This window comes from Shouchella xiaoxiensis, from assembly GCF_016907895.1.
In the GTDB taxonomy this organism is placed as follows: Bacteria; Bacillota; Bacilli; order Bacillales; family Bacillaceae_D; genus Shouchella; species Shouchella xiaoxiensis.
Window position 1 is genome coordinate 104,057 of sequence record NZ_JAFBCV010000011.1, and the last position, 17,069, is coordinate 121,125.

Annotated in this window: 19 protein-coding genes; 1 reads left to right on the plus strand and 18 read right to left on the minus strand. The window is 41.6% G+C overall.

Annotated elements, in window-relative coordinates; translation table 11 throughout:
* Positions 1–53: 53 nt before the first annotated feature.
* Positions 54–752, plus strand: a complete 699-nt coding sequence (locus JOC54_RS16250; RefSeq protein ID WP_204467513.1) for a hypothetical protein — start codon at positions 54–56, stop codon at positions 750–752.
* 61 nt (positions 753–813) lie between these two features.
* On the opposite strand, the gene JOC54_RS16255 is transcribed toward JOC54_RS16250, so the two are convergent.
* From JOC54_RS16255 to paaB, 18 genes are all read right to left on the minus strand, one after another.
* A complete protein-coding gene (locus JOC54_RS16255) occupies positions 814–1,338 on the minus strand; it encodes a histidine phosphatase family protein (protein WP_204467515.1) in 525 nt (174 codons plus the stop codon).
* Positions 1,339–1,421: 83 nt separating this feature from the next.
* The gene (locus JOC54_RS16260; RefSeq protein ID WP_035418815.1) at positions 1,422–1,835 is read right to left on the minus strand and encodes a PaaI family thioesterase; all 414 of its coding nucleotides are present in this window, start codon (positions 1,833–1,835) and stop codon (positions 1,422–1,424) included.
* 17 nt (positions 1,836–1,852) lie between these two features.
* A complete protein-coding gene (locus tag JOC54_RS16265; protein WP_204467518.1) occupies positions 1,853–3,271 on the minus strand; it encodes a dihydrolipoyl dehydrogenase family protein in 1,419 nt (472 codons plus the stop codon).
* Entirely contained in the window at positions 3,272–4,489 is a 1,218-nt protein-coding gene (locus JOC54_RS16270) for a dihydrolipoamide acetyltransferase family protein (protein ID WP_204467520.1), read from the minus strand.
* Positions 4,490–4,503: 14 nt separating this feature from the next.
* A complete protein-coding gene (locus JOC54_RS16275; RefSeq protein WP_204467522.1) occupies positions 4,504–5,511 on the minus strand; it encodes an alpha-ketoacid dehydrogenase subunit beta in 1,008 nt (335 codons plus the stop codon).
* A complete protein-coding gene (gene pdhA / locus JOC54_RS16280; protein WP_437183562.1) occupies positions 5,508–6,521 on the minus strand; it encodes a pyruvate dehydrogenase (acetyl-transferring) E1 component subunit alpha in 1,014 nt (337 codons plus the stop codon). Before pdhA ends, JOC54_RS16275 begins: the two co-directional genes overlap by 4 nt.
* 48 nt (positions 6,522–6,569) lie before the next feature.
* Positions 6,570–7,733: a Leu/Phe/Val dehydrogenase gene (locus JOC54_RS16285; protein WP_204467526.1), complete on the minus strand. Its 1,164-nt coding sequence runs from the start codon at positions 7,731–7,733 to the stop codon at positions 6,570–6,572.
* A 15-nt stretch (positions 7,734–7,748) separates the two neighbouring features.
* Entirely contained in the window at positions 7,749–9,107 is a 1,359-nt protein-coding gene (locus JOC54_RS16290; protein WP_204467528.1) for a sodium-dependent transporter, read from the minus strand.
* A gap of 321 nt (positions 9,108–9,428) precedes the next feature.
* Complete coding sequence (locus JOC54_RS16295) at positions 9,429–10,388, minus strand: NAD(P)H-dependent flavin oxidoreductase (protein WP_204467530.1); 960 nt, start codon at positions 10,386–10,388, stop codon at positions 9,429–9,431.
* Between the two features lie 9 nt (positions 10,389–10,397).
* Positions 10,398–11,282 carry a phenylacetic acid degradation operon negative regulatory protein PaaX gene (paaX, locus tag JOC54_RS16300; protein WP_204467532.1) on the minus strand — a complete coding sequence of 295 codons (885 nt, stop codon included), beginning with the start codon at positions 11,280–11,282 and terminating at the stop codon, positions 10,398–10,400.
* 45 nt (positions 11,283–11,327) lie between these two features.
* Positions 11,328–12,572 carry an acetyl-CoA C-acyltransferase gene (locus JOC54_RS16305; protein ID WP_204467534.1) on the minus strand — a complete coding sequence of 415 codons (1,245 nt, stop codon included), beginning with the start codon at positions 12,570–12,572 and terminating at the stop codon, positions 11,328–11,330.
* Positions 12,569–13,441, minus strand: coding sequence for a 3-hydroxyacyl-CoA dehydrogenase (locus JOC54_RS16310; protein ID WP_275582721.1), 873 nt, complete (start codon positions 13,439–13,441; stop codon positions 12,569–12,571). Before JOC54_RS16310 ends, JOC54_RS16305 begins: the two co-directional genes overlap by 4 nt.
* 92 nt (positions 13,442–13,533) lie before the next feature.
* Positions 13,534–14,301, minus strand: coding sequence for an enoyl-CoA hydratase-related protein (locus tag JOC54_RS16315; RefSeq protein WP_204467536.1), 768 nt, complete (start codon positions 14,299–14,301; stop codon positions 13,534–13,536).
* Between the two features lie 2 nt (positions 14,302–14,303).
* Positions 14,304–15,080 carry an enoyl-CoA hydratase/isomerase family protein gene (locus JOC54_RS16320; RefSeq protein ID WP_204467538.1) on the minus strand — a complete coding sequence of 259 codons (777 nt, stop codon included), beginning with the start codon at positions 15,078–15,080 and terminating at the stop codon, positions 14,304–14,306.
* Positions 15,081–15,085: 5 nt separating this feature from the next.
* Positions 15,086–15,385, minus strand: a complete 300-nt coding sequence (locus JOC54_RS16325; protein WP_035418804.1) for an EthD family reductase — start codon at positions 15,383–15,385, stop codon at positions 15,086–15,088.
* A 21-nt stretch (positions 15,386–15,406) separates the two neighbouring features.
* On the minus strand, positions 15,407–15,871 hold the full coding sequence (gene paaD, locus JOC54_RS16330; protein ID WP_204467582.1) for a 1,2-phenylacetyl-CoA epoxidase subunit PaaD: 465 nt from the start codon (positions 15,869–15,871) through the stop codon (positions 15,407–15,409).
* A gap of 51 nt (positions 15,872–15,922) precedes the next feature.
* Positions 15,923–16,714: a 1,2-phenylacetyl-CoA epoxidase subunit PaaC gene (paaC, locus tag JOC54_RS16335; RefSeq protein WP_204467584.1), complete on the minus strand. Its 792-nt coding sequence runs from the start codon at positions 16,712–16,714 to the stop codon at positions 15,923–15,925.
* Between the two features lie 4 nt (positions 16,715–16,718).
* Positions 16,719–17,069 carry a 1,2-phenylacetyl-CoA epoxidase subunit PaaB gene (gene paaB / locus JOC54_RS16340; RefSeq protein ID WP_054794991.1) on the minus strand — a complete coding sequence of 117 codons (351 nt, stop codon included), beginning with the start codon at positions 17,067–17,069 and terminating at the stop codon, positions 16,719–16,721.

The window sequence follows — 17,069 nt, forward strand, 5'->3', positions numbered from 1 at the left end:
TTCATGACTAAAACGGGTATAGTGAAAAACGAGTTCTTATGGGAGGGCGTTTTATGACAATTGAGTCAGGCATAATCGGGGTCATACTTCTATTCATTCAGCTTTTTGCATTAAAAATTGTTACACACTCTCCTATTAGCGAAAGAAAATGGCTTTCTATCTCTGGCGGTGTAGCCATTGCTTATGTATTTGTTTACATCTTGCCAACGATGCACGAGGAACAAGATAAGCTTGGTGGATCCCTTGCTTTAGATTCTGAACTTTACTTTTTAGGACTAGTCGGTCTACTCGTGTATTACAGCGTCTATAAATTCGCAAAGTCTGATCGTTCCTCAAAGTATATCTTCCGCGTCCAGATTGGTTTTTTTGCATTTTATGCGTTTATGGTATCCTACATTGTTTTTGCCTCTGATGTTAAAACTGTTGAAGCGTTATTTTATGGTTTGGCAATCAGCTTACATTTCATTGGAATTTCTTACCATATTGGTATTGATTTTGAGAAAGCTCATCATAAAGTCGGCCGTTGGCTTCTCGCATCGGCCACATTAATCGGTGCAATTGCCGGGACAGTCGGACCATCGTCTGGTTTATTTGTAGATACATTAATCGCGTTTAGCTCCGGAGCAATGATTTTTAATGTTATCAGCAAGGAGTTACCAGAAGAACGGTATGCGCATTTACCAACATTTTTAATTGCCTCACTCGCTTTTTCGATTTCTTTGCTAACATTAAAAGCACTATTTAACTGGTAACCAAATAGGCAATCGCTCTTTAACGATTGCCTATTTGGTACGCTATAATGTTTAAATTTGTTCAATTGAAATCGTATGTCTTGTATGCACCATTATTACTTGAGTATATAAAAATATTTTGATTTTCCGGTACACCCTTAAAAAAAGCACCTATCATTCCTGTTGTACACTTATGACCTACAATTAACACATGCTGATGCATTGGCAAACTACGCTTTAACGAATTCATAAAAGCAAAAATTCGCTGCATATATCCTTCCACACTCTCTACACCATTATAGAATTCAGGATTAGGAATAGGACCCATAAAGTCAACTTCACTCTTTTTTAACCCATCTGCCTCACCCAAATCAAACACATCAAGCCGGTCATCAATCGCTGCTTTTTGATCCGTAATAATTTCAGCCGTTTCCATTGCTCTCGCTTGTGGCGAAGAATAAATATGACTAAATGAATAATTAGCTAATTCTTTTTTTACTTTTTTCGCTTGTTCAATGCCGGTTTGATTTAGCGCAAGTCCTTTTCTGCCTTGTAGCTTGCCTTCTAAATTTAAATCTGTTTCTCCGTGTCGGACAACGACAATCATGTTTGACCACCTTTACTTTTCATACATACAAAAGCCTTACCTAAAAAATTTTTCGCTTAAAGAGAAGAATTTTTTAGCCTGCATTAATCATTCACTTCTTGCACAAGAACAGAAGAAGCTGCGCTAGCAACTAATTTTCCGTTTTGCATTAACTCAGCAGTAACGTAACTCATTGTTTTCCCAAACTTTTTAACTATTGCCGTCACATTAATTTGCCCAGGAAGGGCCGGTCGATGAAACGTCGTAGTTAAATTGACCGATGCAAACGTTTGTTTTTCATTAACCAATGAGGAGATCGCATATGCAATGACAACATCGGCAGCCGATGAAATAAAACCACCCATGATTACCCCATTCCCATTTAACATTTGCTCGTCTGGGGTCCAAACAGCTTCAGCTATACCTTCAGAAACCTGGTTCATTTCTATCTTTATTAAAGAATCACATGGTGGCGGTTGTTTTCCTAACGAGATGACGTCCATTAATGGATGGGACATGTTCGTTCCTCCTAATTCTAAATCGTTTGCTTAGTCTGTTTAGACGGAGGTTGATGAATTGCAAGCCCTTCTAATCCTTCTACAGCCTCCATAACAACTTCCGCAAAACTTGGATGAGGATACATTGGAAAAATAAAATCTTCGTGACGAGCACCCATTTCCAAACCAATCGTACCGGAGTGAATGAGTTCAGCAGCCCCCTCACCAATGATATGTACACCCAAAAGTTCATCTGTTCCTGAATCTTTAATGACAGTGCATAATCCTTCTTGTGCTCCACTAATAGTCGCATAGCCGTTGCTTTTAAAAGTTGCCGTACTCACTTGGATCTCTCGTCCAGCTGTCTCCGCTTGTAAGGACGACCAACCAATTGAAGCGATCGGCGGCTGTGTTCGGTAAACCACAGGAATAAAATGATCGTCCCACTCAGCGTTTTTTCCTGCTAGACGTTCAGCAATCACCTTTCCTTGTTGGATTGCGACACTTGCAAGCTGGTGTGTCCCCGTTACATCTCCAATTGCGTAAATACGCGTACAGCTTGTTTGGAGCTCTGCTGACATTTCCACATACCCCATTTGATCAACTTTCACACCAATACGTTCCAATCCAAGCTCTTCTGTATTCCCTCTCCAATTAAAAGGGACATAGGCGTGACTTGATTGAATTGCGTGCAGTTGATCGTCTTTTTTATATTGGATTGTGACTTCTTCTAGATTTGGGTCAACAGTGACAAGCTCTATTTTTTTCTTAACCACAATTCCAGCTTTTTTTGCCGACCTTAAAAGTTCCTTCCCAATGGACGGTTCCAACAACAACTCTTGTTCTAGCAGCAATGTAACTTGAGTACCAAGGTGTTGGTAACTAAACGCCGCTTCCAATGCATATAGATCTGTGCCCACTATTGTCAGCGTATCTATTTTTTCATTTTGCTGATAGAGCGTATGTGGAGATAGCAAGCGTTCATGTTCAAGAAAGAGTGGTGCTGGCCGGTGACCGGTTGCGATTATCGCATGTTGAAAGCGAAACACATCAAATTGATGACCGCTGGATACCCCAATTCGATCGTCAGATAAAAAAGTTGCTTCTCCCTTTACGACTTCAATTTTATGGGCTTTACAGAGCTGTTCGATACCTTGCCGCAGTTGTATGATGACTTTGTCTTGATGCTGTTGCAGTTTGTTCCACTCAAATGGTTTAGTTTGTACTGGTATTCCAAGCGTGCTAGACATTTGGGTCTTATTCCAGATCTCAGCAGCTTGTGTCTGTACTTTAGATGGGATACACCCTTTATTTAAGCACACCCCGCCCAAATCTCGGTTCTCAATAAGCGTTACTTCCAAACCCAATTGTGCTGCACGAATTGCTGCATGATAGCCCCCTGGACCACCACCAACAATCACGAGTTGACGATCTTGAGCTAATTCTCCGACGACCATTTAAACCAACTCCAATACAAGGCGTTTGGGATCTTCCAACAATTCAACCCATCGATTCGTAAATGCAACTGCTTGCGCCCCGTCAGCGATCCGATGGTCGAATGACATGGACATTGTCATCACTTCACCAATGGCAATCTGATCATCCTTTGTTACAATAGGACGACGCTTTGTTTTGTGTATCGCCAGCAAAGCTGTTTGAGGAGCATTTATTATCGGTGTCGCTCCTGTACTTCCAAGAGGACCTACATTACTGACAGTGAACGTTCCGCCACGCAAATCTTCACCTTTTAATTCGTTGGTTTGTGCTCGTTTAGTCAATTCCTTCATTTCTTGATCAATCTCCATAATTGATTTTTGATCTACATTTTTTATTACCGGCACAATTAGTCCGTCAGGAGCATTCGTTGCTAAACCGATATTATAAAAATCAAGCAAGCGAATAACATCTTGTTTTTCGTCCAGCATTGAATTAAAAATCGGATGTTCTTTTAATGAAATGACCAATGCTTTAATGAAGTATGCACCTAGAGAAAAGGATAAACCCGTCTCTTTACAAGCCTTTCTCCAGCTCATTAATGCCGTTAAATCCGCTTCTTCAAAATGAGTAACATGAGGAATCGTATAAACGGATTCAGCCATCTTTACAGCAATTTGTTTACGACGCCCATTATACGGAATTATTCGCTCTTTTTTCGGTTTCTCCGTAAAATAAGAACTTGACCTAAGCTCAGGGGTTGGTTTTGCCTGTTTTTCTGGTTGCTTAGGCTTCTTAGTACCTTCTAGTAAGGCATAGAGATCCTCATCAATCACTCTTCCATTTATCCCAGAACCAACGACTTCTTCAATATCAATCTGATTTTCGCGCGCTATTTTTCTAGTATAAGGAGCTGCCAATACACGTCTAAAAGTCATTGCTTTTCCTGTAGTTTCTTTCTCAACCGTAATTGGAGCTGTTTTAGTCATAATTGTAGAATTTTCAGTGTCGCTTTCTAATACAACAAGTGTCGTACCAACCTTTACCGTTTGACCAGGTTCTGCCAAAATCTCTTTAACCACTCCCGCCTTTGGGGCCGATAATTCAGCTGCCACTTTATCGGTCTGGACTTCAACAAGCGGCTGATCCATTTTGACAGAATCACCAATCTTCACGAAATAATGAAGAATTTCACCTTCTGACATCCCTTCTCCAATATCATGAAGCTTTACTTCAATCATGAATTACACCTCCCTCAAAATTGAATAACACGCCGAATCGCTTCAATAACCCGAGCCTCATTGGGCAAGAAATGATCCTCTAAAGACCCTAAAGGAACTGGTACATCAAAACCAGTCACTCGTTCCACCGGTGCTCTCATATAGAGGAATGACGTATCGTTAATCAATGTAACTAAGTCATTTCCTAGTCCTCCGGTTGCATGCGCTTCATGCACAATGACTGCTCGACCCGTTTTCTGCACGGATGAAGAAATCATGTCTCGATCGAGCGGAAAGAGCGTTCGTAAGTCAATCACTTCACAAGTTGTTCCATCTTTCTCCAATACAGCAGCGGCAGCTTTCTTGGCGACTGATACCATCGCACCCCATGCCAACACAGTAACATCATCACCAGCTACAACTTTTTTAGCTTTGCCAATTTCGATCTCATATCCATTAACAGGCACTTCTTCTCGTTCGCCTCGATACAACCTTAAAGATTCCATAAACAAAACTGGGTCTGGATCAGCAAGAGATGCTAGTAATAATCCTTTCGCATCAGCTGGAGTTGACGGACAAACCACTTTAATTCCCGGCATATGAGTAAATAAGGCTTCCATTGAATCAGAATGAATTTCAGGCGCACGAATACCCGCTCCATAAGGCGCTCGAATAACCATTGGTACAGAGTAGTGCCCCATCGAACGCATTCGAATTCGCGTAACATGCGTCATGATTTGTTCAAACGCAGGATAGATAAAGCCCATAAACTGCATTTCTACGATTGGTTTTGAGCCCGAAAGTGCCAGCCCCACTCCCGTTCCAACTATCCCAGACTCACTGAGTGGCGTATCAATCACTCGATCTTCACCGAACTGATTTTGCAGCCCATCAGTTGCACGAAATACCCCACCGTTACGTCCAATATCTTCTCCTAATAAGAGCACATCACCGCTCATTTCTAACGCTACACGCAGGGCATCGTTGACAGCTTGCACAAGCGTCATTGGTTTTGTTTTTGTTTCATTCTGAACAGAAATCATGAGCTCACCCCTTTTACATGATCTAAATAACGGGCTTTCTGTTCTTCAATCGGCCAGACAGGTGTTGCAAACACATGGTCAAACAAGTCGTTCACATCTGGTTTTGAAAACGCTTCCATTTCTTCGACCGCGTTATTAATTTCTGCTGTTATCTTCGCCTGCAACTCCTCAAACCAATTGTCTGTCCATGCATTTATTTCTTTTAAGTGCATCTCTAAACGCTTTAATGGATCATTCGTTTTTCTATTTTCATCACTTTGTGTTTGATCACGATACTTCGTTGGATCGTCAGCTGTTGTATGTGCACCATATCGCCACGTTACCGCTTCAATCAACGTAGGACCTTTACCTGACCGAGCTCGCTCTAGAGCTTGTTGTACTGTTTTGTACACGGCAATGCAGTCGTTTCCATCAACTCGAATACCCGGGATTCCATATGCTACCGCTTTCTGGGCAATTGTCTCAGAGTTCATCTGCTTTTCAATGGGAACCGATATCGCATAGCCATTGTTTTGACAAAAAAACACGGTCGGCGTTTTGAATACGCTTCCAAAATTAAGACCTTCATGAAAATCTCCCTCAGACGTGGCTCCATCCCCAAAGTAAGCGATTGCTGCATTTCCTGTCTTCTTGCGTTTTTCCGTCATTGAAACTCCCACAGCATGGAGAATTTGCGTTGCAATCGGCACCGCCGGCGGAAAAATTCGCTTTCCCTCTGGTGGGACGCAACCTTCTAATCGTCCATTCCAATAAAGAAATGTCCTAGCCATATTTGCACCAAACGTTAATGTGGCTCCGTGATCGCGGTAGGTGGGAAAGAGCCAATCCCCTGCTTGTAGAGCCAAGGCACTACCTACTTGTGCAGCTTCCTGACCTTCAAACAACGCATACGTTCCTAAACGGCCTTGTCTTTGTAACGTTACCGCTTTTTTGTCAAAAGTTCGAATTCGCAACATATGGTAAAAAAACGACTTTAATTGTTCCACATCCAGCATTTCCTCATCGCACATCCAACGCCCTTCTTTGTCAATACACTGATACAACGGATAATCTGTCATTTAATACATCCCCTTTTCTTGCCGAATAGACCATTTTGGTCTGGTTCGATTCGTAAAGAAACTGTTCCGACTTGACCGACTTGCCATTCGACGTGCGACAAGCTGATCAGCCGCCTCTTCCGTTGGCAATTGATTTGCTTTAGAATACTCAAAAACTTCAATCAATGAATGGTAAATCGCTTGTGTCTTAGCAACCACTCTTGCTTTATTCCCTCCATATAGCTCGTCAGCAACTTGAATTAATCCTCCGCCATTAACGATGTAATCTGGAGCATATAGAATTCCCCGTGCTTGTAGCATGGCACCATGCCGCGTTTCTTTTAACTGATTATTTGCGGAGCCAGCAATCGCCTTTACATTTAAGTTAGAAATTGTGCGCTCATCTATGATCCCACCACGCGCGCAAGGAACAAGCACATCAGCGTGAACAGTGAAAATGCCATCCCCATCAACAATTTGCACATCACGACCAAGCTTTACTGCCTGTTCTTTTACCTTAACGCTTATGGCTGGCTGTAGATCCGTTACGTATAAGTCAGCACCTTCAGACAATAACTGCATCGCCACTTTATAACCAACTTTACCCAGTCCTTGGATTGCGTATGTGTGATCAGCAAGAGAAGGGTCCCCATTCAAAACCGTATTTACTGCTCTCAAGCTGTTTAAAACCCCTTCTGCCGTAGGTACCGATGAATCGCCACTACCACCAAATTCTTCAGGAACACCAACAATGCAGCGTGTTTCTTTCATCGCATGAACAAAATCATCCATTGTCGTCCCCATATCCGTTCCTGTGTAAAAGCGTCCCTGTAACGATTCTACAAACTGGCCAAAAGCACGAAACAGCTCAGGCGTTTTGTCTTTAGTGGGATCACCAATAATGACGGCTTTGCCACCGCCGAAATCTACATCGGCAGCGGCACATTTCTTCGTCATTCCTCGTGAAAGTCTTAAAACATCTTCAAGAGCATCTTCAGTTGTATGATACGGATACATGCGACAACCTCCGAGTGCTGGTCCGAGAGTTGTATCATGAATCGCAATAATCGCTTTTAGACCACTTGCTTGGTCATTACAGAACACAACTTGCTCATGTTCAGACATCTCATTAAAGATATCCCATTGCATCATTTGTTTTTCCGGGCTAAGTTCCATCATTCTCATCCCTTCATCTTCAAATTAACTACCAAAAATCCAATCAAATACGCCAATTACGTCAAGGAAAACAACGACAATGGCGAGTGGTACAACATATTTGATGAATAATAACCATGCAACAAAAAGTTTCTTCCCACTATTATTTCCTGCCGTGAATTCCGCTACCAATCGTTCACGTGGCATTCTTAAAGAAATAAAGAGTGCGATAAGAAGCGCTCCTACTGGTAACAAAATATTGCTGACTAAATAATCTACAGCATCAAAAAAGATTAATCCAAATAGCTCAAACTCCGACCAGACCCCATATGAGAGAGCTGACGGGATACCGACTATAAAGATTAGTAGCCCTATGATCCATGAGGATTTTTTTCGCTTTGTAACATCTCCTCTTGTTTGTGATGAAACAATAATCTCAAGCATTGAGAAAGCCGATGTTAGAGCAGCAAATAAAAAAAGAATTAAAAACAGCAGTAAAAAAACCATTCCAAAAGGGACTTGACTAAAAACGGTTGGTAATACAGCAAAAATTAGTGGTGGCCCTTGGGCTGGATTTAGCCCGAACGAGAATACCGCCGGGAAAATGGCAAGACCAGCGAGTAAAGCGACGATAAAATTCATGATGACGATCGCACTTGCTGACTGTAATAAATTTTCTTTTTTTGATAAATAAGAGCTATAGGTCACCATAACCGAAATCCCTAAGCTTAATGCGAAAAAGGACTGCCCAAGCGCAAATAAAACACCTTCACTTGTTAATAATTGGAAATCTGGCACAAGTAAAAATTGCACACCTTCCATTGCGCCATCCAACGTCAAAGAGCGAATAACAACAACCAAAAAGAGAATAAATAATGCGGGCATCATAATGACGCTAGCCTTTTCAATCCCTGACTGAACCCCTTTTGCAACAACTACTATAACCAGAACCAAGAAAAGAAAATGAAAACCCACAGCTAGGTACGGGTTGCTGATAGTCTGATTCAGAACAGCTTCATATCCTGCTCCATCGAGGCCGGTTAAATCTCCCGTTATCGTTTTCCAAATATAAATTAAAATCCAGCCACCGACGACGCTATAAAAAGAAAGCAATAAGAAAGCCGTAACCATGCCCATTCGACCTAATAAATGCCAGGATGAGCCCGGTGCAATTTCTTTATATGAATCTACGGCATTCTTTTGTGTGCTTCGACCAATAAGAAACTCACCTATCAATAAAGGCAGGCCAACAAATAATGTAAAGATAATAAATACGAGAAAGAACGCGCCTCCTCCATTAACTCCTGCTATGTATGGAAATTTCCAAATTGCCCCTAGACCGATGGCGGATCCAGCTGCGGCCAAGATAAATCCATATTTAGATGACCATTGTTGTGATTCCATGTTCAACTCCTCTTCCAGCTTTAATTAGCTTGTTCTTACGATACTTTTTTCTTCTTCATTCCCCTATAAAACGTAACGTGCCATTTGTTGCAAAGCCAACGCATTTACCAGTCCTTCGTGGACTTAATTGGATGGTTTTTTCCTAGGGTCAGTGAGTATAGCAAGAATAACGTATCTAAGCGAGCTGTGGCAAGTGTATACGGCATCGCGTGCAAGCGTGTAAGTTTGCACCTCCAATAAAAAAAAGGTAAGGTACAGCATCTGTCCTCTATTGCAATTGATTCAGAACTAGTTGCTTAGAATGTCTAAGGAATGAATCGCCTAACTCTTTCCATTGACTAATTGCTTAAATACCTTTAATTGATTTGTTATTTGAGTCTCTGCTTCGCTCATCATTCTTTCGATCAATTGCTTTACAGTTGGTAGATCACTTAATAGTCCTGCAACCTGGCCACTGTTTACAAAACCTAGCTGATCGTCCCCTTCTATTGCACCTAGAACATGTTGCTTTTCAGAAGTACTTGTTTGATAACCTTGTATAGAAAGCTTGTTTTCGTTTAACAAGAGTTTTTCGACATAAGGACCTTTCAATACGCGACGTACTTGCCCATACTTTCTACCAACTATAGTTGTAGACGTATCACTCGCTTCTAGTAATTTCTGTTTATACGATGCATGATAGGGTGCATCTTTAGTTGCAATAAAACGAGTACCCATCTGAACGCCAGACGCTCCAAGCATAAACGCCGCCGCTAACCCTCTCCCATCACCTACTCCACCTGCAGCAATAACAGGTATCTGAACAGCCGAAACAACTTGTGGTAAAAGAGTGAACGTTGTTAATTCTGTTGGAGCATTTATGCCAGCGGCTTCAAACCCTTCTGCAACAAGAATATCAGCACCCAACTCTTCTGCTTTTTTAGCATGAGCAACACTGGCAATAACAACAAGAACAACAATCCCCTTCGCTTTTAACAAGGGTAGATAAGAAGAAGGGTTGCCAGCGGATAATGACACAATCGGAATTTCTTTTTCAATGGCTAACTGCACCAGCTCTTTCGCCTGGGAATTAACAGCAATTGGGATGTTCAGTGCAAAAGGTTTCTTTGTTAAACGTTTCGTTTCTAAAATACGTTCTAACACTTCTTCCGTTGTCATCGTCCCACACCCAATTGTTCCGAGTCCTCCTGCTTCAGAAACACTTGCCACAAGACGTGGATCACTAATATTCCCCATACCACCTTGGACAATTGGATAATGGATCTGTAGTTTTTCTAACATATGCACCTCCTACCATTCATTTAAGAGTAATGGATGAATGCTTGCATCGTATGTCGGTGCTTTCTGACCAAGGTCATTGTCTTTTTTAAAAATTTGTTCAAAGAAACAACTCGCTGGATCCGCCAGCAGGAGATAGTATTGTTTAAATAACATCATTGCTCTGGTTCCGTTCCAGTTATCAGGCAGCAGTTCTTTAGGTAACCCAGGATCACTAAACAAAAACTTTCGATACTCATGTACAAGTTCAGTTCGAACAACAAAACAATCTGCTACAGACATCTGGTTGTCCTTCAACAACTTTTTGTGCTCAGTAAAGCTTCGGCTATAGCATGAGATGAATGCTTCATACTTTTGCTGTATTTCGTCAAGTGGCCAGCTTTTTTCGACTAATGCTTGGTTTTGCTTATTTTTGTATACTGCCTCAAAAAAATCAACGTAATCTGCAATACCATATTTCTTAATTAATAGATTCACTTGTTTTTCTAATGGATTTGGGGAAATCCAGCAGGATGCTGAAAAACTTCCAAAACCACTCCAAAGAAGCTCTTTTCTGAGCTCATCTCTTATTTGGCGTTGTTCTTCTGGAATCTTATATAGAAGCATTCGCCACTTCCCGTCCCAAGCATGTTCTTCAAATTTAAAAATTCGATCCCCTGCCTCATTCATACGCTCTGACCCTTGAGGAGTTAATGAGTAAAAGCTCTTTGCACCTCGACGTTCTGACACTAACCACCCTTGCTTTACCATTCTGGAGACAGATACTCGAACTGCCTGTTCATTATGTCCAAACTCTTTCAATAAACGAATTAAACTACCAATCCAAATCGTTGATCCGTAATGTCTAATATAATCACCATATATCGTAAATATCATTGATTGCGTATTTGCACTCATTCGTTTCCACTCTTCCTACTTAATGTTATTGTTCATTCTCTCTATCTAGTAATCGTTACTATTATTAGCGAGCCTGCCGTTGGTAGTACTTTCTACTCGTTCAAATATCCCAGCAATCCCTTGGCCAACACCAATACACATTGTCGCCAGGCCATACCTTGATTTTCTCTTGTTCATTTCGTGAAGAAGTGAGGTAACAATTCGCGCTCCACTCGCTCCTAATGGATGACCAAAAGCAATAGCTCCCCCGTTTACATTCACTTTCTCCACATCAAGTTCAAGTTCATTTATACAAGCAAGTGATTGAGCAGCAAAAGCTTCATTTAACTCAATAATATCTAAATCTTTTACAGACAACCCCGCTCGATCTAGTGCCTTGTTTGTTGCTGAAACGGGGCCGATCCCCATAATTCTTGGTTCAACTCCACTAACAGCACTAGTCACATAGCGAGCCATCGGTTTTAAACCAAGTTGCTTAGCCTTCACAGCTGACATTAACAGCACTGCGCTAGCACCATCATTTATACCCGAAGCGTTACCTGCGGTGACAGTGCCATTCGGAAATAAAGGCTTTAATTTTTTTAATGCTTCCAACGTCGATTCAGGACGCGGATGTTCATCTACAGTGACAGTAATAGACTGCCCTTTTCGATTTTTGAAGGTGACGGGCACGATTTCATCTTTAAATCGACTTTTGGACTGAGCAACACTAGCTTTCTCTTGACTCAATAGCGCGAATTGATCTTGCTCTTCTCTAGTAATGTTGTATTCCGTTGCCACATTTTCAGCCGTTTCCGGCATTGAATCTGCTCCATATGCTGTTTCTATTACGTTGTTCGTAAAGCGCCAGCCAATCGTCGTATCAAGTAAATTAATCTCTCCTCTAGGAAAATCAACCTCTGGTTTTGCCATTACGTATGGCGCACGTGTCATACTCTCTGTTCCTCCAGCAATAAAGACATCGCCCTCTCCGCAAGCTATGGCTCTAGCTGCATAGAGAATTGCATCTAACCCAGAGCCACATAAGCGATTAATTGTTGTTCCAGCACAGGAAACTGGTAGCCCTGCCAATAAAGCTGACATGCGTGCCACGTTCCGGTTATCTTCACCCGCTTGGTTGGCATTGCCTAAAACAACTTCTTCAATTAATGAAGGATCTACGCCACCGTTTCGATTTAGTAAGGCCTGTATCACCACTGCACCTAAATCATCGGGGCGAACGGTTTTTAATGCACCTTTATAGCGACCTATTGGTGTACGAACAGCATCAATAATGACAACTTCATTCATGTTGTCACCTCTTCTTCATTATACTGATACACGCCCTTGCCTGTTTTCCGTCCAAGCCTTCCCGCCTGCACGTATTGTTCGAGCAATGGTGCTGGGCGGTACTTCTCCCCTAACTTCTCATGTAGATAGCGTAAATTATTCAAGCGAGTATCCAAACCAACTAAGTCTCCAAGTTCAAAGGGCCCCATCGGGTAATTTAATCCAAGCTTTATTGCTTTATCAATATCTTCTGGTGTTCCTAAACCTTCTTGTAACATAAAAAAGGCCTCATTTCCGACAAGTGCACTCATCCGACTTGTAACAAAACCAGGAAACTCATTTATCACGACCGTCTCTTTACCCATTCGCCGCGCAACTTCTTTTACACTTTCAACGGTTTCATCACTTGTTTCTAATCCTCTTACAATTTCAATTAATCGCATCTTATGAACTGGATTAAAAAAATGCATGGCAATTGTTTTTGCTGGACGTGCTCCATATGATGCAATTTCTGTTGGGCTCATTGTTGATGTATTTGTCGCAAAGATACAGCTTGATTTAGCTACTTTTTCTAGTAATTGAAAAACTGCTTGCTTTAATTGGGGCTTTTCAGGAACTGCTTCAATGATTAAATCAGCGTCCATTACAGCAGTATTGAGTGAGGTCGTAAATGCGACATTTGCCAGTGCATATGCTCCTACCTGTTCAGACAGTTTTCCTCGTTGAATGCCGCTTTCAACAAGTTGATTTATCTCCGCTTCAGCACTTGCTAATGCACTGCTTTGGTTATCAGTAACTGTTGTAACAAAACCAGCAATAGCTGCTGCATAAGCAATTCCTCTTCCCATAACGCCTGAGCCCACAACAACAATCCTTTTCAATAAAAGCAACCTCCTTTGCCTTTCTTCGGAACCTGTTTTACCATTTTTTCTGAATACTGCAATTAGCTATATTGGTACTACTAAGTAATGAAAATCACCTGCTATTTCCCGTGAAACAAAGGAGGTCTTTTTTCATTAAATGCTTTTATCCCCTCTAAATGGTCTTCGGTCAATCCTGCAAGTCGCTGCGTTTGCGCTTCTTGCTCTAAATACGCATTCAAATTAGGCTGTACTAACTTTAAAGAACGTTTGATTAAAGCAATTGCTTTTGTTGGTAAATCGGCCACCTGTTTTGCAAAATGAATGCTTTCCTGCTCCCACCTATCAGCTGAAATTACCTTCGTTGCTAACCCTAGATGTCTCGCTTCATCGGCCGTAATCTTTTCTCCAAGCACAGCTAATTCGAGCGTTTTTGCTTCACCAATCATTCTCGTTAAAAATAGGAGATTTGCAGAATCGGGAATTAAACCAACATGGATAAACGCGTTAACAAAGCTAGCTTTCTCATGTATGATTCTAAAGTCGCAAGCAAGCGCTAAACTAAATCCCGCCCCAGCAGCAACGCCATTTACCGCTGCGATAATTGGCTTCTCGCACGCCCTTAGTTGTTTAATTAATGGGGCATACCTCATCCGTATCATTTCACCATGATGGACCTGATCGTCAACCTCTTTCAAATCTTGACCAGAACAAAACCCTTTACCCGCTCCTGTTACTAGAATGCACCTCACATCAAAGGAAGTCTCGGCTCTCTTAAATGCTAGTTTTAACTCTAACAGCATTGCCTCTGAAAAAGCATTGTAAGAATTAGGACGGTTTAATGTGATCGTAGCAATTCCATCCCGCTCGCTATATTCTATATAATCCACTGTTATCTCCCCTCAAACCGAGGCTCCCTTTTATCCATAAAAGCCCTCATTCCCTCTGTTTGATCCTGACTAGCGAAAAGCAAATAGAAGTTCTTTCGTTCATAAAGCAATCCTTCTTGAAGCGATGAATGAACAGCTTGGTTAACGGAATCTTTAATTAACCGTAACGAGAGCGGCGGTTGCTTCGCTATACGCTGGGCAAATCTAAGTGCTTCTTCTTCAAGTAGCTCTGGCTGAATCAATCGATTTACGATTCGCTGTTCAAGTGCTTCATTAGCTGAAATACGTTCTCCAGTAAGCAGCCACTCTAGCGCCTTTGTTCGCCCTACTAATTTTGTTAAACGCTGTGTTCCTCCAGCTCCAGGCATAACACCGAGACTAACTTCAGGAAACGAGAACTCAGCAGTGGTAGCGGCAAGTAATAGATCACAACTTAAAGCAAGTTCAAACCCACCACCAAATACAAACCCATGCACAGCACCAATGATTGGTTTTTTCACTCGTGAAATGCGGTCCCAATCTGCAAACTGATTTAGTAGCTCTAACTGAATTGTACTACTATCCATCATTTCCGCTATGTCCGCTCCAGAGCTAAACGCTTTTCCTCTTCCAGAAAGTAGCACAACAGCCACTTCATCCTCCTGATCAAACTGCTCAATTATAGTGGCAATTTCTTTGATCATCGCGCGATTTAAGGCATTGTACTGCTGTTGGCGGTTTAGTTCGATCCTGCCGACTCCGTTCTCTATAGACGTTTCAATGTACTGAAACAGCTGCACCTTTATTAGTCCTCACTCATCATGAGCGTCACTAATTTCCCAGCAAACGACATCAAATCTTTTCCTGATGCTCTACCTTCTTCTGAACGCAGTCCCTGCTTTAAATCATCCATATTGTCATAAACCATTTCACACATTAAATAGTAAGGGGACTCCTCACCCATTGGTGTTCCCGAGAATGTGGTGACCTTCATTTCTCTTAATCCAGGAATCTTTTCAGTTATTGGGGCGTGAACGTTAAAATAATGATCATCAAATGCCTTCTTGTCCTCGGGTTGTTTATATAGCGCGATTAATTTAGCCATAATACATTCTCCTTTTTACGTTTAGATTGTTGAAACTGGCTTCATTGCTTCAAAGGGATTTTTACAAGACTTACAATATAAAATACTTCGACAAGCAGTTGGACCAAACAAATTTTCTAGCGTTACATATGTCGATTGACAAAATGGGCAGTCCACTTGCCACGAACCATCGTCCTGAAAATAGCGAGGTGGCGGGGCGATACCAAATTTTTTTAACCCTTCTCTTCCTGCTTTACTTATGCGATCAGAGGTCCATGGAGGAGAGTGAACAAACAGAACTTCAACTGATCGCACATCATCTAAATGAAGCAAGGTTTGCTCAATGTTCTTTTTAATAATCGGTAGTGCAGGGCATCCTAGAAACGTTGGCAAGAGCTCGATCGATACGCTCTTTTCAACAACTCGTATCGACTGAATCATTCCTAAATCAACGATACTAACGGTATCAATTTCTGGATCTTTTACTTCCTTTAATTTTTCAATCATGCGCTCTGTCGCTTCACTGAACTGTTTTACCAAATCAATTCACCCCCGCTCCTACCAGTTCGCTGCTGGGTCCACCTGATAAACTTCTGCTAAAGTTGCTAAAGCTTGATTTAGATCAGCAGTATGTTCACCGTTTCGACCATTCTGCTTAAGTGAGTAGGTAAATAAACTCATGTCTTGATTCACTTTTGAGAGAATGGCCTCAAGTTCCATAAGGAAGCGTTCTTTTACTGTTTTTGATGAGTGAATTAATTTTGCGGCGACTATTTCTTCTTCTTTTTCTCCGTATTCAAGCATGTCACCAAAGTCAGCCATAACGGCTCCTACAGCACTCTCCATTTTCAATCGCGCTTCATCTGTCGCATTAAATAATTCAATAAACCACGCTTTCCAATGCATGAGATGGTAGTGCAATTCCATCAATACTTTAATCGCTACATCATTTAAAGGTTCATAAGAACTTGTTCTTAATGATTCCATTTTTACCTTCTTTGCTATTGTATACATGAGATTCCTTACAACTGCATAAGCCCAATCATAAGTAGGAGTCCCCATATATGAACCTTCACCATTTACCCGCTCCAGTAAAATACTGTTTCTCCTTTCAGCAGCGGGACGAGCATGAGCCAACTCGTTCGCTTCAGGAAGACCGAGCTCTTCTGCAAGTTCATAAAACATCACCGCATGGCCCATGCTGTTTTGACTGATGGACGCAGAAGCCACATCTTCTTCGATATGAGGAGCCAGGCCTAACCATTCCGCTCCACGAAAAGCATAAATAAAATCATCATCACCTAGCTGTAAGAGGAGCTCAATCAAAGCAGCTCTTTGATTTGTTGTCATATGTTCACTCACCCTTACGCCCTCCCTGCCATGACATGATCTCTTTCTCATCCAGAATCTGCTGTTCATACTTGCTCCATATCTTCTTTAAATAACCGTAACCCTTGGTATTGCGATACGCTTTGTTATCTAAACGTTGGAGAGAAGCTTTTTCTTCGCTCGATAGAGGACGTATATGCACTCGTTCAACGACCCAAATATCCGAGACAGGTTCCCTCCGCATAAAGTTTTCCTGCGCCATTACAATAGCTAATTCTTTATTTGGAGCAGTCAAGCTAAATTGGTGGGTAAAAGGGGACGCATCGTTACGTTTGCTGAACACTTCGAATTCTTTATAAAAAGTTGTCTGATTCAT